This is a genomic window from Promicromonospora sp. NPDC052451, from assembly GCF_044547525.1.
In the GTDB taxonomy this organism is placed as follows: domain Bacteria; phylum Actinomycetota; class Actinomycetes; order Actinomycetales; family Cellulomonadaceae; genus Promicromonospora.
This window is the reverse complement of the sequence record NZ_JBIUAP010000001.1, coordinates 1-17,512: the sequence shown is the minus strand read 5'-3', so window position 1 is coordinate 17,512 and position 17,512 is coordinate 1. Positions and strand designations below refer to the sequence as shown.

Here is a 17,512-nt window from a genome sequence, read left to right as displayed (position 1 = left end):
ACAACCGTGGAGCGGTTGCCGGGTGCACGACACGCGGATAGAAACGTGGCAATGGTTCGACGATTCGGAATCGACGCGGTGCGCTGCAGCAGTACCGACCGGTTCCGAACATCGGATACATGGTCAACCGGAGAACGACAGGACGTCCCGTACCGCGGTGCGGGCTGTGGATGACGCCACAGGTGCCTGTACGGGGCCGGAAGACCACCCGCGTCCGAGGTGCTCACCCAGACGCAGACCCGGCGGCCCGGGTCTGACGGGCACCTCGGGGTCGTGACGTCGACACGACGCCCTGTCCCGCTCCGGCGGTCCACGGGTGCGCGGTGATGCCAGGGCCCCCGGCCTGCCCCGGGGGCCCTGGCCCGTTCCCGGGCCCTAGGCTCAGGGCATGAGCAACCTGGAGACCCGGCCGGCCGAGCAGGTCTGCGCCGCGGGCGAGCGGGGCGACGGCGTCGAGCTCCTCACACCCCGCGACGTCCCCCTGGGCGGCCCCCGCGCCATGAACGTGCGCCGCACCATCCCCCAGCGCGCCCGGTCGCTCGTCGGCGCCTGGTGCTTCAGCGACCACTACGGCCCCGACGACGTCTCCACCAGCGAGGGCATGCAGGTGCCGCCGCACCCGCACACGGGCCTGCAGACGGTGAGCTGGCTCTTCGAGGGTGAGATCCTGCACCGCGACTCCGTGGGCTCGCTCCAGACGGTCCGCCCGGGCGAGCTCAACCTGATGACGGCGGGCGCGGGCATCTCGCACTCCGAGGAGTCGCCCGCCGAGGGCCGCCCGCCCCGCCTGCACGGGGTGCAGCTCTGGACGGCGCTCCCCGGCTCGGCGCTCGGCGTCGACCCGCACTTCGAGCACCACGGCGACCTTCCCGCGGTCCGGCACGACGGCGTCGTCGTGCAGGTCTTCGTCGGGAGGCTCCGGGCGGGGGGCGAGGAGCTGGCCTCGCCCGCGACGACGTACACGCCGCTGGTGGGCGCGCAGATCGACCTGGAGCCGGGTGCCGAGGTGTGGCTCGACGTCGACCCGGGGCATGAGCACGCCCTGCTCGTGGACGCCGGCGAGGTGACGTTCGAGGGCAGTGCGGTACCGCCGTCGGCCCTGGGCTACGTGGCTCCGGGCCGCGCCCGGCTCGCGGTGCGGGCCGGTGCGGGGTCGGGTGCGCGCGCCGTCCTGATCGGCGGGGAGCCGTTCGCCGAGGACGTCATCATGTGGTGGAACTTCATGGGCCGCACGCACGAGGACGTCGTCCGCGCCCGCGACGACTGGATGGCCCAGGTCGCCGAGCTCGACGACGGGTCGACCGGGTACGCGGACGGCGCGGCCGGCCGCCGGTTCGGTCAGGTGCTCGGCTACCCGAGCGGGCCGCTGCGGGCGCCCGCGCTGCCGGACCTGCGCCTCAAGCCGCGGACGCGGCCCGCCTAGCGGGCCCGGGCCGGCTAGATGTCGTAGCGGAGCATGAACTCGCCCGCGTCGAGCACCACGTAGCTCACCTCGACGGGCGTGTCGTCCTTCGCGAACGCCGTCCGCGTGACCGACAGCACCGGGGTGCCGGGTTCGATCCGCAGCTCCTCGATCTCCTCGATCGAGGGCATGCGGGCCACCACGTCCTCGCGGAACCGCACCGGCGCGTACCCGGCCTCGCTCAGGCGCGCGTGCGTGCCACCCGGCCCGACCTCCTGGGCGGCGATCGGCGTCCCCGCGGCGATCGAGGCCGGCAGGTACGACGTGGCGAACAGGACCGGCTTGCGCTCCCGCAGGTGCAGGCGCTCACGGACGGTCACCTTGTCGCCCTCGGCGAGCCCGAGCGTCGCGCGCACCTTCTCGGGCGGTTCGGCCTCGGCAGTGACCGCGAGCGTGCGGACGACGAGCCCGGCCCCGGTCTCGTCCGTCTCGGCGGTCACGGTGGACGCGTCGGCCGGGGCGCCGGTGGTGTCGCGGACGATCGGCTCGAAGGACCGTACGAAGACGCCGGAGCCGTGCCGGGTCACGGTGAGCCCCTCGTCCTTCAGCATCGACAGCCCGTGGCGCGCGGTCATGCGCGCCACGCCGTAGTTCGACATGAGCGCGGCTTCGCTCGGAAGGCGGTCGCCCGGTTTGTAGGTCCCGGAGCGGATCGCGGCACGAAGATCCTTGGCGATGCTTGCGGCAGTCACACGTCCCTCTCTAGACACGGAACCCACCTAACCCGCAGCCAGTGCGTATACGCAACTTTTCGGCGTACGGGTTGCGGCCGTCTTCCGGCGCCCCAGAGGCTGTCTATGCGCCTAGAGGTAGGGCGCGGAGGCAGGTACAGAGGCAGGCACAGAGAGGTGGGGGAGATGGGGGCGACCGCAGCCAGCCTGACCGCGTCGGCGGCAGGCGCGAGCGCGCTGCTGGAGGAGATCGGGGACGCGCGCGTCAAGTGGGTCGAGGTGTTCCGGGACCACCTGGTCGTGCACCCGGAGCAGCTGAGCGAGGGAGCGGCCATCGCGGCCCAGCTCGAGATCACGTCGGCGACCGACTATCCCGCGACCCGGCCGGGGTTCACGATCTGGACCGGCTACTGGCGGGGGATGGAGACGTTCGTCTACGGCGAGCTCCGCAGAACCGCACGCCCGCTCCGGGCATGGCCGACGTGACGGGCGGCGCGCACGACGACGCCGTCACCGGAGTCGTGCCGGGGGCGCACCTCGCGGAGCTCGTCGGGGTCACGGCGCTAATCGCGCACGTCTTCGACATCCGGACCCTGGACGTCCGGGCCGGCGTGGACCACCTCGACCTCGAGGACGACATGGTGCGGGTGCTGACGGTCGACGTCGTCGCCGCGCGCGTGCCGGACGCCGTGAAGCTGGCCGGCCTGCTGCACCTGGGCGAGCGCCTGGAGCATCACGACGGCGGGTCGGCGTGGCGGTGCTGGTGCGGCTGGGTCCCGGCGGCGGACCGCGGGATGCCGGTCTCGTTGCACGTGACCGCGCCGCGCCAGGGATGAGGCGGCCTGTCACACGCGACATCCCTCACCGGTCGAGGTCGTGAGGGGGGCCCACGGGACGTCCGGGCCCCGTCCGACCGCGAGAGGTGAGGGACAGATGGCTGACGCCGTACGCGTGTGCCGCCGGTGAGGGCAGCGGAACCGGCCGCCTGACCCGGCCCGTTGGCACGCCGCTCGGTCCGAACCCTCTGGAAACAACTCCGCCCCAGGTCCGGATCTGCATCCTGACCTGGGGCGAAGCCTGTGGAGCGGGTGACGGGAATCGAACCCGCGCTGTCAGCTTGGGAAGCTGAAGTTCTACCATTGAACTACACCCGCATCGTCCGGTTCTGCCCGGGTATCTGCTGTTTGCGAATCCCGCTAGGGTTCCGCAACAGCGCCCCGTGAACCTGGCGCGCGACCTGATCATACCCAACCTCGCCCGGATGCCCGAACCGGTTCCCGTGCGAGTGTCGCCGAGCAGCCGGAGCAGCAGTGAGCGAGCACCCCAGCGAGAAGCCGACCGAGCCGATCTACCAGGAGACCAAGCCCCTCCCCCCGCGGCCGCCGCAGCCGCCGGAACCCCCGCGGCCCGCACGCGAGACGCGTGCCATGCGGCCCTCGAAGCCCCCGGCGAACTACCAGCAGCAGTACGACTACGACCGCCCCACCCCGCCCCCGGCGCACGTCCCGGGGCGCAAGTCCCGGCTCACCGCAGGGTTGCTCGGGATCCTGCTCGGCGTGGTGGGCGCGCACCGGTTCTACCTGGGCTACAAGGGACTGGGCTGGGTCATGCTGCTGATCACCGCCGTGTCCCTCGGGAACGCGTGGTTCGTGCCCGCCATCTGGGGTGCCATCGAGGGCGTCCTGTTCCTCGTGATGCGCAAGGGCTACTGGTCGGTCGACGCGAAGCACCGGCCGCTCCAGTGGTGACCGGCGCCCGGTGACGCCGGCGGCGCCTCCCCGGGACGGGGCGGCGCCGCCCGGGGACGCCCAGTACCGTAGCCGGGTGCTCCTCTCCGACCGTGACATCCTCGCCGAGCTCAAGGCCGACCGTGTGGTCCTCGACCCGTACGACGAGTCGATGCTGCAGCCGTCGAGCATCGACGTGCGCCTCGACAAGTTCTTCCGGCTCTTCGACAACCACAAGTACCCGTTCATCGACCCCGCCGCGGACCAGCCCGAGCTGACGCGCCTCGTGGAGGCGGACAACGGCGAGGCGTTCGTGCTGCACCCGGGCGAGTTCGTGCTGGGCAGCACCTACGAGACGGTCACCCTGCCCGACGACGTCGCCGCCCGCCTGGAGGGCAAGTCGTCCCTCGGCCGGCTCGGCCTGCTCACGCACTCCACGGCCGGGTTCATCGACCCCGGCTTCAGCGGGCACGTGACCCTGGAGCTGAGCAACGTCGCGACGCTGCCGATCAAGCTCTGGCCCGGGATGAAGATCGGCCAGCTCTGCTTCTTCCGGCTCTCCTCGGCCTCGGAGCACCCCTACGGTTCGGACCTCTACGGGTCCCGCTACCAGGGCCAGCGCGGCCCGACGGCGTCCCGCTCCGCGCAGAACTTCCACCGCACGGCGGTGTGACGGCCGCGGGCCGGGCGGGGCGTCCGGAAGGCCCGCGCCGGGAGGTAGGCTCCGGGTGCCCGGCACGGACCGGGCGATCCGGACGTCAGAAGGGACCCCGATGGCCTCTCCCCAGCTCCCGCTCCTGCCGCGCACGGCCGCGCAGGCACACCAGGCACGGCACGTCCTGACCGTGCCGGGTGACGTGGAGCTGGACGAGATCGAGGTCCTCGCGCTCTCCCGGTTCTCTGCCACCCGCTGGGACGTGGTCCCGGCCGGCATCCTGCCGGGCAACGTGGCCGGCGCCCCGCAGGGCCGCCGGGCACAGGGCAAGGAGGTCGGCGTGCTGCGGGTCTCGCGGCACGCGGTGATCAACGGCCCGTACCAGCCGGTCGGCGACGGCTTCGACCTCGGCGTCCCGCCGGGCGCCGCCATGGCCTTCGACATCGTCTGCCACCGCGAGCGTGGCGAGGTTCCCTTCCCGGGCGGTGGCGACCGCGACGGCGTCGGGCGGGCCTTTGCCGGCGGCATGCCCGAACGTGAGGAGCGCCGCCTGGTCGAGTGGCTCGTCGCCGTGGCGCGTCGGCTGGGCGGTTCGCTCCGGCTGGACGTCGGCGGCCTGTGGGACGGCCCGGGCGGCCCGACGGCGCAGCCCGGCGCGGGCGTGGTCCTCACCCCGGACGCCGGCGCCGCCATCGACATGACCGTGTACTCCGACGTCTGGCTGGACCCGCAGGCCGCCCACACGATCCTGCAGCAGGTGCACCCGCGGGCCCGCCTCCACATGGAGGGCCAGGAATGGGGCGGCCCGCCGAAGGGCATCGCCGACAAGCCGCTGTACCCGGGCGACCCGCTGGACCCGGACCTGCGCAAGCGGCTGCACGACGCCGCCGACGACTACGACATCAAGGCCCTGACCGGCCCCCGCGTGCTCGACGGGTACGGCCTGGTCGTGGAGCTCGGCGTCGACGGCATCGTGTCGATCGAGATCAGCGGCGAGGAGAAGCTGCCGCGCCTGCTGCGCGGCCTGCCGTGGGCGGAGCAGGGCGCGGTGCGCTACTGGGTGCACTGGGCACCGCACGACCTCGTCGAGTCGCAGCGCGAGTTCCCCGCCATGGAGCTGCGCGTCGCGCGCAAGCGCGCGGCCGAGCTGGTGGCCCGGCTGGCCGCGGCGATCCACGGCGCAGCCGGCGGCGAGATCGCCGACGAGGACGGCTTTCTCGTCGACCCCACCGACCTCTGACCGCCCCGTCCAGCGGTAGCGGTCCAGAAGTACGGGTTCAGAGGTACTGACCGGGGGTCCGGCGCTCGCCGCCCTCGTCGTCCTGGGCACCCGGCAGGGTGGGGCCGCCCGGCCCTCCGGGGCCGAACGCGGCCGTACCGGGCGGCAGTGCGCGCCGCATCTGCGAGAGCTGTGCCTGGGCGGCCATCTGCTGGGCCACGAGGGCCGTCTGGATGCCGTGGAACAGACCCTCCAGCCAGCCCACGAGCTGTGCCTGGGCCACGCGGAGCTCGGCGTCCGACGGCGCGGAGTCGTCGGTGAACGGCAGCGTGATGCGGTGCAGCTCGTCGACCAGGTCCGGCGAGAGGCCGTCCTCCAGCTCGTGGATGGAGCGCTCGTGGATCTCGGCGAGCCGGGTGCGTGCCGCCTCGTCCAGCGGAGCGTCGCGGACCTCGTCGAGGAGCCGCTTGATCATGCCGCCGATCCGCATGACCTTGGCGGGCTCCTCCACCTGGCCCACCACGGCCTCCGCCTCGTCCACCTTCTCCTCCTCGGCGTGCTCGGCCGCACGGTCCGGCGGGACGGCCGCGCCGTCGGGGGTCACCACCTGGGGGTGCACCGGCGTCGGGCCGCCGGGGCGGCCGGGCGTGCCGGCAGATCGCTCGTCGGTCTCGGGGTTTGCTCGCTCGTCGGTCATGGACCCAGTCTTGCCTCATTCGGCTGACACCCGCACGGCATTCTGTGCGCCGGAACGAAATTACCGGCCATGCCTATATATAGGCATCGGTTGATCACGGAGTCAGGAGCACTTTGCCGAAGGCCTCTCCCGACTCCAGGAGGTCGTGGGCCGACTGCGCCTCGGCGAACGGGATGCGCGCGTGCACCACCGGCCGGACGCGTCCGTCGGCGAACAGCGGCCACACGTGCTGTTCGGTGTCGGCGACGATGCGGGCCTTCTCCTCGGGCGGGCGCGAGCGCAGCAGCGTGCCGGTGACGGTGCCGCGCCGGGCCAGCAGTGCGCTGAGGTCGAGCTCCCCGCGCCGCCCCTGCTGCATCCCGATGACGACGAGGCGGCCGCCGCGGGCCAGCGTGCGGACGTTGGCGTCCAGGGCGCCCCCGCCGAGCAGGTCGAGCACGACGTCGGCGCCGCGCCCGTCCGTCGCGCGCAGCACCTCCTGCGTGAAGTCCTGCGTCCGGTGGTCGACGACGACGTCGGCACCGAGCTCCGCGCACCGGGCCGTGCGCTCGGGTCCGCCCGCCGTGGTGACCACGTGTGCGCCCAGTGCCTTGGCGACCTGGATCGCGATGGTGCCGATGCCCCCGGACCCGCCGTGGACCAGCACCCACTCGCCGGCGCGCAGCCGGCCGACGTCCACGAGGTTGTTCCAGACGGTGCAGGCCGCCTCGGGGAGAGCCGCGGCGTCCACCAGGTCGATGCCGTCGGGCACCGGGAGCACCTGCGTCTCGCGGACCACCGCCAGCTCCGCGTACCCGCCCCCTTCGAGGAGCGCGACCACCTGGTCTCCGACCCGCCAGCGCGACACGCCGCGCCCGACACGCTTGACTGTTCCGGATATCTCCAGACCCGGCCAGTCCGGGGCATTCGGCGGAGGGGGGTAGTATCCGGCCCGTTGGAGCAGGTCAGCGCGATTGACGCCAGCAGCGGCGACCTCGATCAGCACGTCGCTTTGGCCAGTATTCGGGTGATTCAGCGAGGAGAGGGAGAGTTTCCCTGAGGGCCCCGGTCCGGATATCGTGACGGCTCGCACATCGATGAAGCCTACTTCCGCGTGGCCTCACGAGGGTCGTCAGCGGGAACCGGGTGCCGGTAACTTGTACGCAGCACCGAGGGATGCGCGGCGGGCACCACGCACGCCACACCCTTCCGGATCAGTGATGGAGAGAGGTACGCATGTTCCGCAGGTTGGGAGTGCGCGGGAAAGTTCTTGCGACTCTGGTCACGCCTGCCGTCGTCCTGGTCATCGCAGCGGCGTACATCATCGGCCTCTCGGTGGCCGACGCGATGCGCGCGCAGCAGACAGCTGATCTCGTCGCCGCGCTCGAGTACCAGGACCAGGCAGGCACGGCGTTCGCGCAGGAGCGCGCGTACAACATCGTCGCGATGATCGACGACTCCGAGTCCGGTGACGGTGCCCGCCTCGCCCTGCTGCAGGGAACCCCGGAGATCGGGGAGGACGGCAAGCCGGTCACGGACAAGGACGGCAACCCGGTGTGGGCCGCCCCGGCGGCCCAGGCCCAGACGATCACGGCGCTCGACGCCCGCGACGACGAGCTGCTGGACATCGACATCTCGATGCTCGACCAGCGCGTCAAGGACGCCGTCACGCAGACCATCGAGGACCGCGCCGCCATCACCGACGTGCAGAAGAAGGTCGCCGAGGGCCGGCTCACGGAGCAGGTCGCGACCGACGCCTACGGCACGTACATCGACGGTGCGCTCGAGGTGATGGACGCCATCGCGGACACCTCCGAGGACCGCGACCTGGGTACCCGCCTCGAGGCCTACTACGCGATCGACCAGCTCATGCTGACCAACACGTACGAGCGGCCGATCGTCTCGCTGGCCCTGGGCATCTTCAACGCCTACCCCGACGACCAGGCCGAGGCCGCCTCCCGTTCGCTCGCGCTGCGCGCCGCGGACCTGGTCAACCTGGGTGACCGCGAGTGGGACAGCACGCAGGACCTCTTCGACCGCATCCCCGGCGACTACCAGGTGCCGGGGATGGACGGCGTCTACGGCACCGTGCGCGGGTACGTCGCGCGCGGCGACCTCGCCTCCATCCAGCCGGCCCAGGTGCAGGCGTTCCAGGACGAGTCCGCCAAGTGGGTCGAGGAGGGCCGCATCGTCCGCGACGCCGTCCGTGAGGACACGGCGGCCTTCGCCCAGGAGCGCGCCGACGTCGCCGCGAACCGCGCGTACCTCACCGGTGGCGTCGCGATCGCGGCCCTCGGCTTCTCGGTCATCATGGCCCTCGTCATCGCCCGTCGCCTCGTCTCCCCGCTGCGCCGCCTCACGCAGGCCGCCGGCGTGGTCCGTGACCGCCTCCCCACCCTGGTGGAGCAGGTGTCGGTGCCGGGCCAGGGCCCGAGCATCGACCTCGACCCGATCACCGTCGAGTCGTCGGACGAGATCGGTCAGCTCGCCGCGGCGTTCAACGACGTCAACCGCACCACGATCGACGTCGCCCGCGAGCAGGCCGCCCTGCGTGGCTCCATCGCCGAGATGTTCGTCAACGTGGCCCGCCGTGACCAGGTGCTGCTGAACCGGCAGCTCGCCTTCCTCGACGACCTCGAGCGGTCGGAGGAGGACCCGTCGACGCTGTCGAACCTGTTCCGCCTCGACCACCTCGCGACCCGGATGCGCCGCAACGCGGAGTCGCTGCTCGTCCTCGCCGGCATCGACTCCGGTCGTCGCGTGCGCCAGCCGATGCCGGTCTCCGACGTGATCCGTACCGCGTCCTCCGAGATCGAGCTGTACGACCGCGTGCGACTCAACCTCGTCGTCGACCCGATGATGCTGGGCCACAACGCGCTGAACGCCGCGCACCTGCTGGCCGAGCTCCTCGAGAACGCGACGATGTTCTCGGAGCCGCACACGCCGGTCGAGGTCACCACGGCGCGTGACGAGCAGTACGTCACCGTCGTGGTCCGCGACCACGGCCTCGGGATGAACCCCGAGGAGATCGCCGAGGCGAACCGCAAGGTGCTCAGCCACTCCGCGTCCGACGCCGTCGGCGCCCAGCGGCTCGGCCTCTACGTGGTGGGCCGCCTGTCCGACCGTCTCGGCGCCCAGGTGGCGTTCGGCGCGGGCGAGGGCGGTACCGGCACCGAGGTGACCGTCCGTTTCCCGGCGGTGCTGTTCATGCCGGACAACGCCATGCCGCTGCCGATGCCCACGGACCCGCTGGAGGCCAACACCCAGCAGGCCGCCTCGCAGTTCAACGGCCCGGTCGCCACCGGCCCCGGCACGGGCGCGATGCGTGGCGCGGGGGCGCCGACGAGCGGCTTCGGCTCGCCCGCCGTGACGTCGGCCGGCCCGGCCACGACGTCCGTACCCCAGCAGGGTCTGCCCGTCCCGACCGGCACGTCGCAGATCGCGGCCGCCGCGTTCGCGGCCCAGCCGGCACCCGTCGCCCAGCAGGTGGACATCGAGTCCCTCACGGACGGCACGACGGCGCTCGGCCTGGCCCGGCGCCGCAGCTCGACGGCGGCGCAGCCGGTCGCGGAGACCACACCGACCGGATCGATCGTCCTCCCGGAGATCCAGACGCCGTCGCTCCCGCAGGAGTACCAGGGTGACGACAACGCCTGGGCCCCGCCGTCGAACGTCTCCGAAGGCAGCTCGCTCCCCAGCCGGCAGCGTGCGCCGCAGCCGGCGGAGCCGGTGGCGCCGGTCTTCGAGGACACCACGCCCGCCGCGGTGGACGTGGACCAGCGCAGCGCCCTCTTCTCGAGCTTCCGCTCGCTGAGCACCATCGACCCGGCGGACGGCGGCGGCACCCAGTCGCTGCAGCTCGACCCGGTCACCCAGGACCCGGCCGCGCTGCCGGGGATGTCCGACACCGACGTGATGCGCTTCCCGGCCGCGAACGGCCCGCAGGCGCCGGCCCCGGCCCAGAGCTTCGGCCGGCAGGACCAGGGCGACCGAGGGCTGTCGCAGGGCTTCGGGGCCGAGGCTCCGGAAGGGCCCGACTCGTCCTTCGAGGCGCTGCCCGCGTTCGAGGAGCTCATGGCGGACCTCCCGAGCCGTCGCTCGACGGGTGCGTCCCCGCAGGGCGGCAAGCCCGCCCAGAAGCGTGGGCTGTTCGGCCGCCGGCCGGGTCAGCCCGCCACCGGCGAGCTGCGTGCCTACCAGCCGCAGGAGCGTCCGGCGTCGCGTCCGGTCCAGGCCGTGAGCGGTCCGGTGGCCGGCGTGCCGAGCTTCGGCGCCCCGGGCGTGGAGACGCAGAGCTTCCCGGCGCAGGGTTTCCAGGCGCCGGAGCAGCAGGACTTCTACGTCCCGAACCAGGCGCAGGACGTCTACGTCCCGAACCAGCCGCAGGACTTCCAGTCGCTGATCCAGCCGCAGGGCACCCCCGCCCCGCAGGCGAGCGGCCCGAGGACCGGCGCCTTCCCGGCCCAGACCCCAGCCGCACCTCAGCCGCCCCTGGAGGACCCGACCTACCAGCGGGGCTACCAGGAGGGCTACCAGCGGGCGGTCCAGGAGTCGATGACGTCGGCGATGCCGTCGGTGCCCAGCGCACCGGCGGGCGGCACGGTGCCCGTGCCGACCGCGCAGACCGCGGCGCCGGCGCAGGGGACGAACCCGTTCGTCGACGCGGCCCCGCGTGCCGCGGCCGCTCCGGCCCCGGCGCCCCAGCAGGCGCCCACCTCGTTCGCGTCGGCGCCGGCCACCCAGGCCGTGCCGATGGCGACCGCGCAGCAGCCCGTCCAGTCCCCGGTCCGCGAGTTCAGCGAGCCGTACCCGACCGGCGCTGTGTACGACCCGACGTACGGTTCGCCGGCACCGCTCGCCAAGCGTGCCGCCGGTACGGACGGTGACGGCAAGGACCCACTCGACCCGGAGTACGTGCGGGACTCGGTGGAGGCTCGCTCGGAGTGGACGGCCTCGGCGGTTCTCTACGAGGAGATGACGAGCCTGCTTCGGCGGGGGGCATTCCAGGAAGATGACGTGAAGGAGAACGACTCGTACCGCCCGGCATCGGTCAGCGCCGAGAGCGTGGGCGGCGGTCTGACCCGTCGTACGCGTGGTGCCTCCGGCACCGGGGCGGACCCGACTGTCGAGCGCCTCTCAGCTCGCATCGATCGTGATCCCGAGCAGCTTCGCTCGCGTCTCTCGGCGTTCCAGTCGGCCACCGCGCGTGGCCGGTCGGAGTCGGTGGACGAGGGCAAGTCGGAGCACGAGAACGGCAAGAACGGCGATGGGGACTCGACGTGGGCACCCTCGACCGTGAATCATGTCCCTGACTCAGCGCCGCAGTCGCGGTGACCAAGACGCGTCTGTGGATTCTGACTAGGAGGAACAGAGAGTGACCCTCAGCACCGAAGCAACGAATTTCGGGTGGCTGCTCGACAACTTCGTGCGTACCGTTCCCGGCAGCCGGCACACGCTCGTGGTATCGGCAGACGGCCTGCTCATGGCGATGTCCGACCAGCTCGACCGCACCAGCGGCGATCAGCTCGCGGCAATCGTCTCGGGTATGTCAAGTCTTACGCGTGGAGCTTCCCGGCAGCTCAACGGCGGTAATGTCCGTCAGGCGATCATCGAGATGGACAACGGGTTCCTTTTCCTGATGAACGTCTCGAACGGGTCCGTGCTCGGCGTGGTCGCGGAGGCCACCTGCGACATCGGCCTCATCGGCTACGAGATGGCCCTCCTGGTGTCCCGCACCGAGGCCACGCTCACGCCGCAGCTCATCTCGGAGATGCGGGGCAGCCTCCCGGTCGATGGGCAGACCCGAGCAGCCAGCGTGGGATGAGGACTCGACCATGACGTACGCACCTTTCGGTTCCCAGGGGCAGGGGGACGTCCGTGAGACGTCCACCGTGCGTCCCTACGCGGTCACCGGAGGCCGGGTGCGGTCGGAGCTGTCCGACCTGCCGCTCGAGGCCCTCGTGGAGGTTCTTCCCGGCGCGGTCAGCAGCTACGGCCTGCCGCCCGAGAAGCGCGCGATCCTCCAGCACGCCGCGCACACGTACGTGTCGATCGCCGAGCTGTCGGCCCTCCTGCGGCTGCCCCTGGGGGTCGTCCGGATCCTGGTGGCGGACATGCAGGAGGAAGGGCACGTCACCGTGCACACCTCGACACCGGTTAACGTCCACACAGGCCACGGCAGCTCGAACTCGGGCCTGTCGCTGAGCGTCTTGGAGAGTGTTCTGAATGGCATTTCCGCCCTCTGACGGCGGGGCCCGCAGCGGCCCCAACTGGGCCCCGGTCTCGGGTAACGCCGGCACCGCGACGGCCTCCTCGAACACGCCTGCGCGCCAGAGCGTGCTCGGTGGCGGCGGCGGCGCCCCGGCGCCCACCGCGCAGGCATCCCGGCCTGCGCAGACCCAGCCCGCGCCGCCGGTGATGCAGCAGGCACCTGCCGGCACCGCGGGCGCGCAGCCCGCTCCCGGCGCGCAGCCCGCGTCCGAGCGCACGGCCCCGACGGTCGTCAAGATCGTCGTCGCCGGTGGCTTCGCCGTGGGCAAGACGACGTTCATCGGTTCCATCTCCGACGTCGAGCCGCTGAACACCGAGGCCGCCATGACCGAGCACTCGGTCGGCGTGGACGACGCCGGTGGTGTCACCGACCGCAAGACCACCACCACCGTAGCCATGGACTTCGGGCGTGTGGAGCTGCCGGGCAACCTGTGGCTGTACCTGTTCGGCACGCCGGGTCAGGACCGCTTCCTGTTCATGTGGGACGACCTGGTGCGCGGCGCGATCGGCGCCGTCGTCCTGGTGGACACGGACCGCCTGGAGCAGTGCTTCCCGGCGATCGACTACTTCGAGTCCCGCAACATCCCGTTCGTCGTGGGCGTGAACTGCTTCGACGGCGTGGCCAAGCACCGGCTCGAGGACGTGCGCGAGGCGCTCCAGATCCCCTCCCACGTGCCGATGCTGTACACCGACGCACGTTCGCGCGCGGCCACCAAGCAGACGCTCATCGCGCTGGTCCAGCTCGCGATGCGTCAGCTCCGGTCCGGCGCACAGGCGCAGGGCTGAGTCACTCTCCAGCACTTCGCGGACGGCGGGCCACCTTCCGAGGCGGCCCGCCGTCGCCGTCCGTGCTGGCGCTAGACTGTGTGGCCGCGCGCTCCTGTCGTCTGCACGGCGGACGCCGGGCGCGCGAGGAGGGCTGACAGAGCGGCCTAATGTGACGGTCTTGAAAACCGTTGTGCGGCAACGCACCGGGGGTTCGAATCCCTCGCCCTCCGCTCAGGAACGTCGACGTCACGGGGCGCCGGCCAGGGGGACCCGCCTCCAGGCCGGCGCCCTCTGTCGTCCAGACCGCTCCTGCGGGCTGGTCCCGACGATCTAGCTGATCCCGACGATGGGGAGCCGCAGCGCGGCCGGTGCCGCCTCGGGCACCACGGGCGCCGCCGGTCGCACCGGCCGGACGGGCACGTACGCGCCGCCCGGTGCGGGCCGGGCGTCCGGCTCACCGGCGTTGGGCCACAGCGCGCACGCGCGCTCCGCCTGCGCCGTGATGGTCAGCGAAGGGTTCACCCCGAGGTTCGCCGTCACCGCCGAACCGTCCATCACGTGCAGCCCCTCGTGCCCGAACACCCGCAGGTACGGGTCGACGACGCCGCTCTCCGCGTCCGACCCGATGGCGCAGCCACCGAGGATGTGCGCGGTGAGCGGGATGTTGAACGGGTCGCCGATCGTGCCGCCCGCGATGCCCTCGACACCGTCGTCACCCAGCTTGTCGGCCATCCGCCGTACCGCCTCGTGCCCCTCCGGGATCCAGCTCGGGTTCGGCGCCCCGGTGCCCTGCCGCGACGTCATGAAACGTCCGAAGGGTGACCGCCTGGTCAGGGTGACGAGCGAGTTGTCCTGGGCCTGCATGACCAGGGCGATGACGGTCCGCTCCGACCAGCGGCGCCAGTCCAGCAGCACCGGCAGCCATCTCAGGTTCTTGCCCATCTCGCCGAGCCAGCGCACGAAGCGGTGCGGTCCGCCGTCCACGAGGATGTGCTGGAGGGCCGCCATGACGTTGGACCCGTGCCCGTACCGCACGGGCTCGATGTGCGTGCTCTCGTTCGGGTAGAACGACGACGTGATGGCCACCCCGCGGGAGTAGTCGGTCGAGCCGACCTTGTGCGTCATCGCCCCCAGCAGTGCCTCGGAGTTCGTGCGCGTGAGATGCCCCAGCCGGGCCGACAGCCGCGGCAGCGTGCCGGCGTCCTTCATGGCGTGCAGCAGCCGCTGCGTCCCGAGCGTGCCGGCCGCGAAGACCACCTGCCGTGCGGTGAACCGCCGTCCGCCGGCCCACCGCCTCCCGGTGCGGTGCGTGCGCACCTCGTACCCGCCGCCGTCCAGCGGCCGCACGACGTCGGCCGTGGTCAGCGGATGCACCGTGGCGCCCGCGCGTTCCGCGAGATAGAGATAGTTCTTCACCAGGGTGTTCTTGGCGCCGTGGCGGCAGCCGGTCATGCACTCGCCGCACTCCGTGCAGCCGGACCGTTCGGGACCCACGCCGCCGAAGAACGGATCGGGGTCCCGGCGTCCCGGTGTCGGTGCCTCGGCCCCGCCGGGCCCGAAGTAGACGCCGACGCGGGTGGGCCGGAAGGTGTGCCCCACGCCCATGTCGTCGGCCACGCCGCGGACGATCTCGTCGGCCGGGGACCGCCCGTGGTACTGCACCACGCCGAGCATGCGCTCCGCCTGGTCGTAGTACGGCGCGAGCTCGGACTTCCAGTCGGTGATGTGGGACCACGCGGTGTCGGCGTAGAACGGGTCCAGGGGCCGGTAGAGCGTGTTGGCGTACACCAGCGACCCACCGCCGACGCCTGCGCCCGTGAGGCACAGGACGTTGCGCAGCAGGCGGACCCGCTGGATCCCGTAGCAGCCGAGCGCGGGAGCCCACAGGAACTGCTTGAGGTGCCAGGAGTTCTTCGCGAACTCGTGGTCCTCGAACCGGCGGCCGGCCTCGAGCACGCCGACGCGGTAGCCCTTCTCCGTGAGCCGGAGGGCGGCGACGCTGCCGCCGAAACCGGAGCCGATGACCAAGACGTCGTAGTCCATGTCCGCGAATGTACCCGCTATTGACGCCAGGTGAAATATGCCGGGTGGGAGTTCTCGCACGGCCTCCGTGGGTCAGTCACCCCGGCGTGCGCGCGGCCGAGGAACCGCAGGATGACGCGGTTCCAGAGCGCGCAGCAGTACTGATCGGCCCTCCGCTTTGCTCAGGCCGCCGTGCGGCAGGTACCCTGGGCCGCGCGGCATCGCCCTGTCTGGGCGTGGGGTGTCGCGAGGAGACGTCGCATAGTCAGGTCTAGTGCGCCACCCTGCTAAGGTGGTAACGGGGCAACCCGTTCGAGGGTTCAAATCCCTCCGTCTCCGCCAGGAAGGTCCCGGCCGCGCGTGACGCCCGGGGCCTTTTCTGTCGGAACTCTCGTGCGACTCGTCGGGCGGTGGTTCCGGACGGTCTGTGACGGAGTTCTCTCCGGGAAGCGCGGTTTGAGTTTGGGCCCGCGCCGAACAGGCGGTAGTGTTCTCGTCGGTCGGCCGCACGAGCGGCGAACCGGCAGTCGTGCAGTACAGCAGGCGCCCGTAGCTCAACGGATAGAGCATCTGACTACGGATCAGAAGGTTGGGGGTTCGAATCCCTCCGGGCGCACATCAGGAACGAGGCCCCGGCCGGCGGAGACGCTGGCCGGGGCCTCGTCGTTGTCCGACGGTTCGCCGGACGAGCGGGTGACACAGTGTCTCGGTGATCGATGCCGCCCAGCTCCTCGACGACTCGGCCGCCGTCCTGCTCGACTTCGACGGCCCGGTCACCGCACTCCTGCCCAGGCCGGTCAACCTGCACGTCGCCGATGCCGGTCGCCGCGCCCTCCAGGCCTGCGGTGTCGCGGTACCCGCCGCCGTCGCGACGACGTCCGACCACCTCGCTGTGATCCGCTGGACAGGGAAGCACGCGCGTGAGGCGCTCGGCGCCGTGGACGATGCGTGCGCGACCGCGGAGACGGCTTCGGCCCGGACGTGCGTACCGACGTCGGGGGCGAACGCACTCCTCGCGGCGCTCGACGGTGTCGGTGTCCCGGTGGTCGTCGTCAGCAACAACGCCGCGGCGGCGATCCACGCCTACCTCGAACGGCATGGCCTGACCTCGTGGGTGCGCGACGTCGTCGGCCGGCCTGCCGGGCGGCCGGACCTGATGAAGCCGCATCCGCACACGGTCGAGCGCGCGCTGACGATTGCCGGGGCCGGCGCGCGGCGAGCGGTCCTGATCGGTGACTCGGTGTCCGACATCGAGGTCGCCAGGGCAACGGGCGTCCGCTCCATCGGCTACGCCACGACGCGACGACGCGGGATCGAGCTGCGGCGAGCGGGTGCCGATGCCGTCACGGACGACATCGGTGCGCTGGTCCCGGGGGGATCGGCGCAGCGAGGGCGAGCGGTGGGTGATCGCCGAGGCATCGCCGGCGTGTTCAGGGGCTCCCGGTGAGTGCCCCTGCGGTGCGAGCCGACGTTCAGGGGCGAGTCTGGCGAAATCTGAATCAAAGATTACGAAGACATGGCCGAGCGAGAGGGTTCTTGGTCGATCACAGGCCGACGAGTCGCACCGGAGCGCGCCGACGGCGGTTCGGTAGGCCTCTGGACCGCCCCGACCTGAGAGCTTCTTGGAAAAACAGCCGGTGAGCAGCGCCTCTGTGTCCGCTGTCACGGGCCCTGGCTTTGACGCACCCCAGCGGCTGACGTAGTGTTCTGGATGTCAGCCCGACGGGCCGACGGACACGAGGGGCCGGAAACGGACCGAGTGGCCGCGCCGGGGCTGGATCCCATCTCTGATGCAGAGCAGTTCACACTGCTCTGCGGGATATCAGATGCGGGTCCTACTGCAACGAGTAGTTCCTCAGGAACTGCGGGTTTGCGAGAAGGATTCGGACCTGGTAAGTTGAAGAGGTTGCCCCGGATGGGGTCAGCATCCACAGGATGATGACTGCAACGGTGTGCGTCGGTTGTTTGAGAACTCAACAGTGTGCTTGATAGTCAATGCCAATTATTTGACTCTCTTGTTTCAGGTCGCATCGCCATAATGG

At 71.6% G+C, this 17,512-nt stretch carries 15 protein-coding genes and 4 tRNA genes; 14 read left to right on the top strand and 5 right to left on the bottom strand.

The window, feature by feature from the left end:
* The first annotated feature begins 388 nt into the window (after nt 1-388).
* On the top strand, nt 389-1,423 hold the full coding sequence (locus ACIG47_RS00095) for a pirin family protein (RefSeq protein WP_397429114.1): 1,035 nt from the start codon (nt 389-391) through the stop codon (nt 1,421-1,423).
* Nucleotides 1,424-1,437: 14 nt separating this feature from the next.
* Here ACIG47_RS00095 and ACIG47_RS00090 read toward each other — a convergent pair whose 3' ends face one another.
* The gene (locus ACIG47_RS00090; protein WP_397429113.1) at nt 1,438-2,154 is read right to left on the bottom strand and encodes a GntR family transcriptional regulator; all 717 of its coding nucleotides are present in this window, start codon (nt 2,152-2,154) and stop codon (nt 1,438-1,440) included.
* Between the two features lie 165 nt (nt 2,155-2,319).
* Between ACIG47_RS00090 and ACIG47_RS00085 the strand changes: the two genes are divergently transcribed.
* On the top strand, nt 2,320-2,619 hold the full coding sequence (locus tag ACIG47_RS00085) for a hypothetical protein (protein ID WP_397411859.1): 300 nt from the start codon (nt 2,320-2,322) through the stop codon (nt 2,617-2,619).
* A complete protein-coding gene (locus ACIG47_RS00080) occupies nt 2,607-2,969 on the top strand; it encodes a hypothetical protein (protein ID WP_397411857.1) in 363 nt (120 codons plus the stop codon). The genes ACIG47_RS00085 and ACIG47_RS00080 overlap by 13 nt, the downstream gene beginning before the upstream one ends.
* A gap of 244 nt (nt 2,970-3,213) precedes the next feature.
* Here ACIG47_RS00080 and ACIG47_RS00075 read toward each other — a convergent pair.
* Nucleotides 3,214-3,287 (bottom strand) — tRNA-Gly (locus ACIG47_RS00075).
* 156 nt (nt 3,288-3,443) lie between these two features.
* Between ACIG47_RS00075 and ACIG47_RS00070 the strand changes: the two genes are divergently transcribed.
* From ACIG47_RS00070 to ACIG47_RS00060, 3 genes are all read left to right on the top strand, one after another.
* Nucleotides 3,444-3,881, top strand: a complete 438-nt coding sequence (locus ACIG47_RS00070) for a TM2 domain-containing protein (protein ID WP_397429112.1) — start codon at nt 3,444-3,446, stop codon at nt 3,879-3,881.
* A 76-nt stretch (nt 3,882-3,957) separates the two neighbouring features.
* Nucleotides 3,958-4,533, top strand: a complete 576-nt coding sequence (dcd, locus tag ACIG47_RS00065) for a dCTP deaminase (protein ID WP_397411849.1) — start codon at nt 3,958-3,960, stop codon at nt 4,531-4,533.
* A gap of 100 nt (nt 4,534-4,633) precedes the next feature.
* Nucleotides 4,634-5,755, top strand: a complete 1,122-nt coding sequence (locus ACIG47_RS00060; protein WP_397429111.1) for a hypothetical protein — start codon at nt 4,634-4,636, stop codon at nt 5,753-5,755.
* A gap of 37 nt (nt 5,756-5,792) precedes the next feature.
* Here the strand turns inward: ACIG47_RS00060 and ACIG47_RS00055 are convergent, their stop codons facing one another.
* Both ACIG47_RS00055 and ACIG47_RS00050 read right to left on the bottom strand, forming a co-directional pair.
* The gene (locus ACIG47_RS00055) at nt 5,793-6,431 is read right to left on the bottom strand and encodes a bacterial proteasome activator family protein (protein ID WP_397411845.1); all 639 of its coding nucleotides are present in this window, start codon (nt 6,429-6,431) and stop codon (nt 5,793-5,795) included.
* A 94-nt stretch (nt 6,432-6,525) separates the two neighbouring features.
* Complete coding sequence (locus tag ACIG47_RS00050; protein WP_397411843.1) at nt 6,526-7,503, bottom strand: NAD(P)H-quinone oxidoreductase; 978 nt, start codon at nt 7,501-7,503, stop codon at nt 6,526-6,528.
* Between the two features lie 143 nt (nt 7,504-7,646).
* Between ACIG47_RS00050 and ACIG47_RS00045 the strand changes: the two genes are divergently transcribed.
* The 5 genes from ACIG47_RS00045 (at nt 7,647) to ACIG47_RS00025 (ending at nt 13,678) form a co-directional block, all read left to right on the top strand.
* On the top strand, nt 7,647-11,744 hold the full coding sequence (locus ACIG47_RS00045) for an ATP-binding protein (protein WP_397429110.1): 4,098 nt from the start codon (nt 7,647-7,649) through the stop codon (nt 11,742-11,744).
* A gap of 40 nt (nt 11,745-11,784) precedes the next feature.
* Entirely contained in the window at nt 11,785-12,234 is a 450-nt protein-coding gene (locus ACIG47_RS00040; protein WP_020017525.1) for a roadblock/LC7 domain-containing protein, read from the top strand.
* A 10-nt stretch (nt 12,235-12,244) separates the two neighbouring features.
* Nucleotides 12,245-12,655, top strand: a complete 411-nt coding sequence (locus ACIG47_RS00035) for a DUF742 domain-containing protein (RefSeq protein WP_119141442.1) — start codon at nt 12,245-12,247, stop codon at nt 12,653-12,655.
* A 172-nt stretch (nt 12,656-12,827) separates the two neighbouring features.
* Nucleotides 12,828-13,466, top strand: a complete 639-nt coding sequence (locus ACIG47_RS00030) for a GTP-binding protein (protein ID WP_397429516.1) — start codon at nt 12,828-12,830, stop codon at nt 13,464-13,466.
* Between the two features lie 127 nt (nt 13,467-13,593).
* Nucleotides 13,594-13,678, top strand: a tRNA-Ser gene (locus ACIG47_RS00025).
* Nucleotides 13,679-13,778: 100 nt separating this feature from the next.
* Here the strand turns inward: ACIG47_RS00025 and ACIG47_RS00020 are convergent.
* Complete coding sequence (locus ACIG47_RS00020; RefSeq protein WP_397429109.1) at nt 13,779-15,491, bottom strand: GMC oxidoreductase; 1,713 nt, start codon at nt 15,489-15,491, stop codon at nt 13,779-13,781.
* A 229-nt stretch (nt 15,492-15,720) separates the two neighbouring features.
* On the opposite strand from ACIG47_RS00020, the gene ACIG47_RS00015 reads away from it, so the two are divergent.
* The 3 genes from ACIG47_RS00015 to ACIG47_RS00005 all read left to right on the top strand — a co-directional run bounded on the left by ACIG47_RS00015 (nt 15,721) and on the right by ACIG47_RS00005 (nt 16,917).
* Nucleotides 15,721-15,812: transfer RNA gene (locus ACIG47_RS00015), tRNA-Ser, on the top strand.
* A gap of 201 nt (nt 15,813-16,013) precedes the next feature.
* Nucleotides 16,014-16,086 (top strand) — tRNA-Arg (locus ACIG47_RS00010).
* A 93-nt stretch (nt 16,087-16,179) separates the two neighbouring features.
* Nucleotides 16,180-16,917: an HAD family hydrolase gene (locus ACIG47_RS00005; protein ID WP_397429108.1), complete on the top strand. Its 738-nt coding sequence runs from the start codon at nt 16,180-16,182 to the stop codon at nt 16,915-16,917.
* The last annotated feature ends 595 nt before the right edge of the window (nt 16,918-17,512 follow it).

What these genes read in the sequence shown, in the direction of transcription:
- ACIG47_RS00095 (WP_397429114.1), top strand. Translation starts at nt 389, where the DNA reads ATGAGCAACCTGGAGACCCGGCCGGCCGAGCAGGTCTGCGCCGCGGGC.
- ACIG47_RS00085 (WP_397411859.1), top strand. Translation starts at nt 2,320, where the DNA reads ATGGGGGCGACCGCAGCCAGCCTGACCGCGTCGGCGGCAGGCGCGAGC.
- ACIG47_RS00080 (WP_397411857.1), top strand. Translation starts at nt 2,607, where the DNA reads ATGGCCGACGTGACGGGCGGCGCGCACGACGACGCCGTCACCGGAGTC.
- ACIG47_RS00060 (WP_397429111.1), top strand. Translation starts at nt 4,634, where the DNA reads ATGGCCTCTCCCCAGCTCCCGCTCCTGCCGCGCACGGCCGCGCAGGCA.
- ACIG47_RS00055 (WP_397411845.1), bottom strand. Translation starts at nt 6,431, where the DNA reads ATGACCGACGAGCGAGCAAACCCCGAGACCGACGAGCGATCTGCCGGC.
- ACIG47_RS00045 (WP_397429110.1), top strand. Translation starts at nt 7,647, where the DNA reads ATGTTCCGCAGGTTGGGAGTGCGCGGGAAAGTTCTTGCGACTCTGGTC.
- ACIG47_RS00035 (WP_119141442.1), top strand. Translation starts at nt 12,245, where the DNA reads ATGACGTACGCACCTTTCGGTTCCCAGGGGCAGGGGGACGTCCGTGAG.
- ACIG47_RS00030 (WP_397429516.1), top strand. Translation starts at nt 12,828, where the DNA reads ATGCAGCAGGCACCTGCCGGCACCGCGGGCGCGCAGCCCGCTCCCGGC.
- ACIG47_RS00020 (WP_397429109.1), bottom strand. Translation starts at nt 15,491, where the DNA reads ATGGACTACGACGTCTTGGTCATCGGCTCCGGTTTCGGCGGCAGCGTC.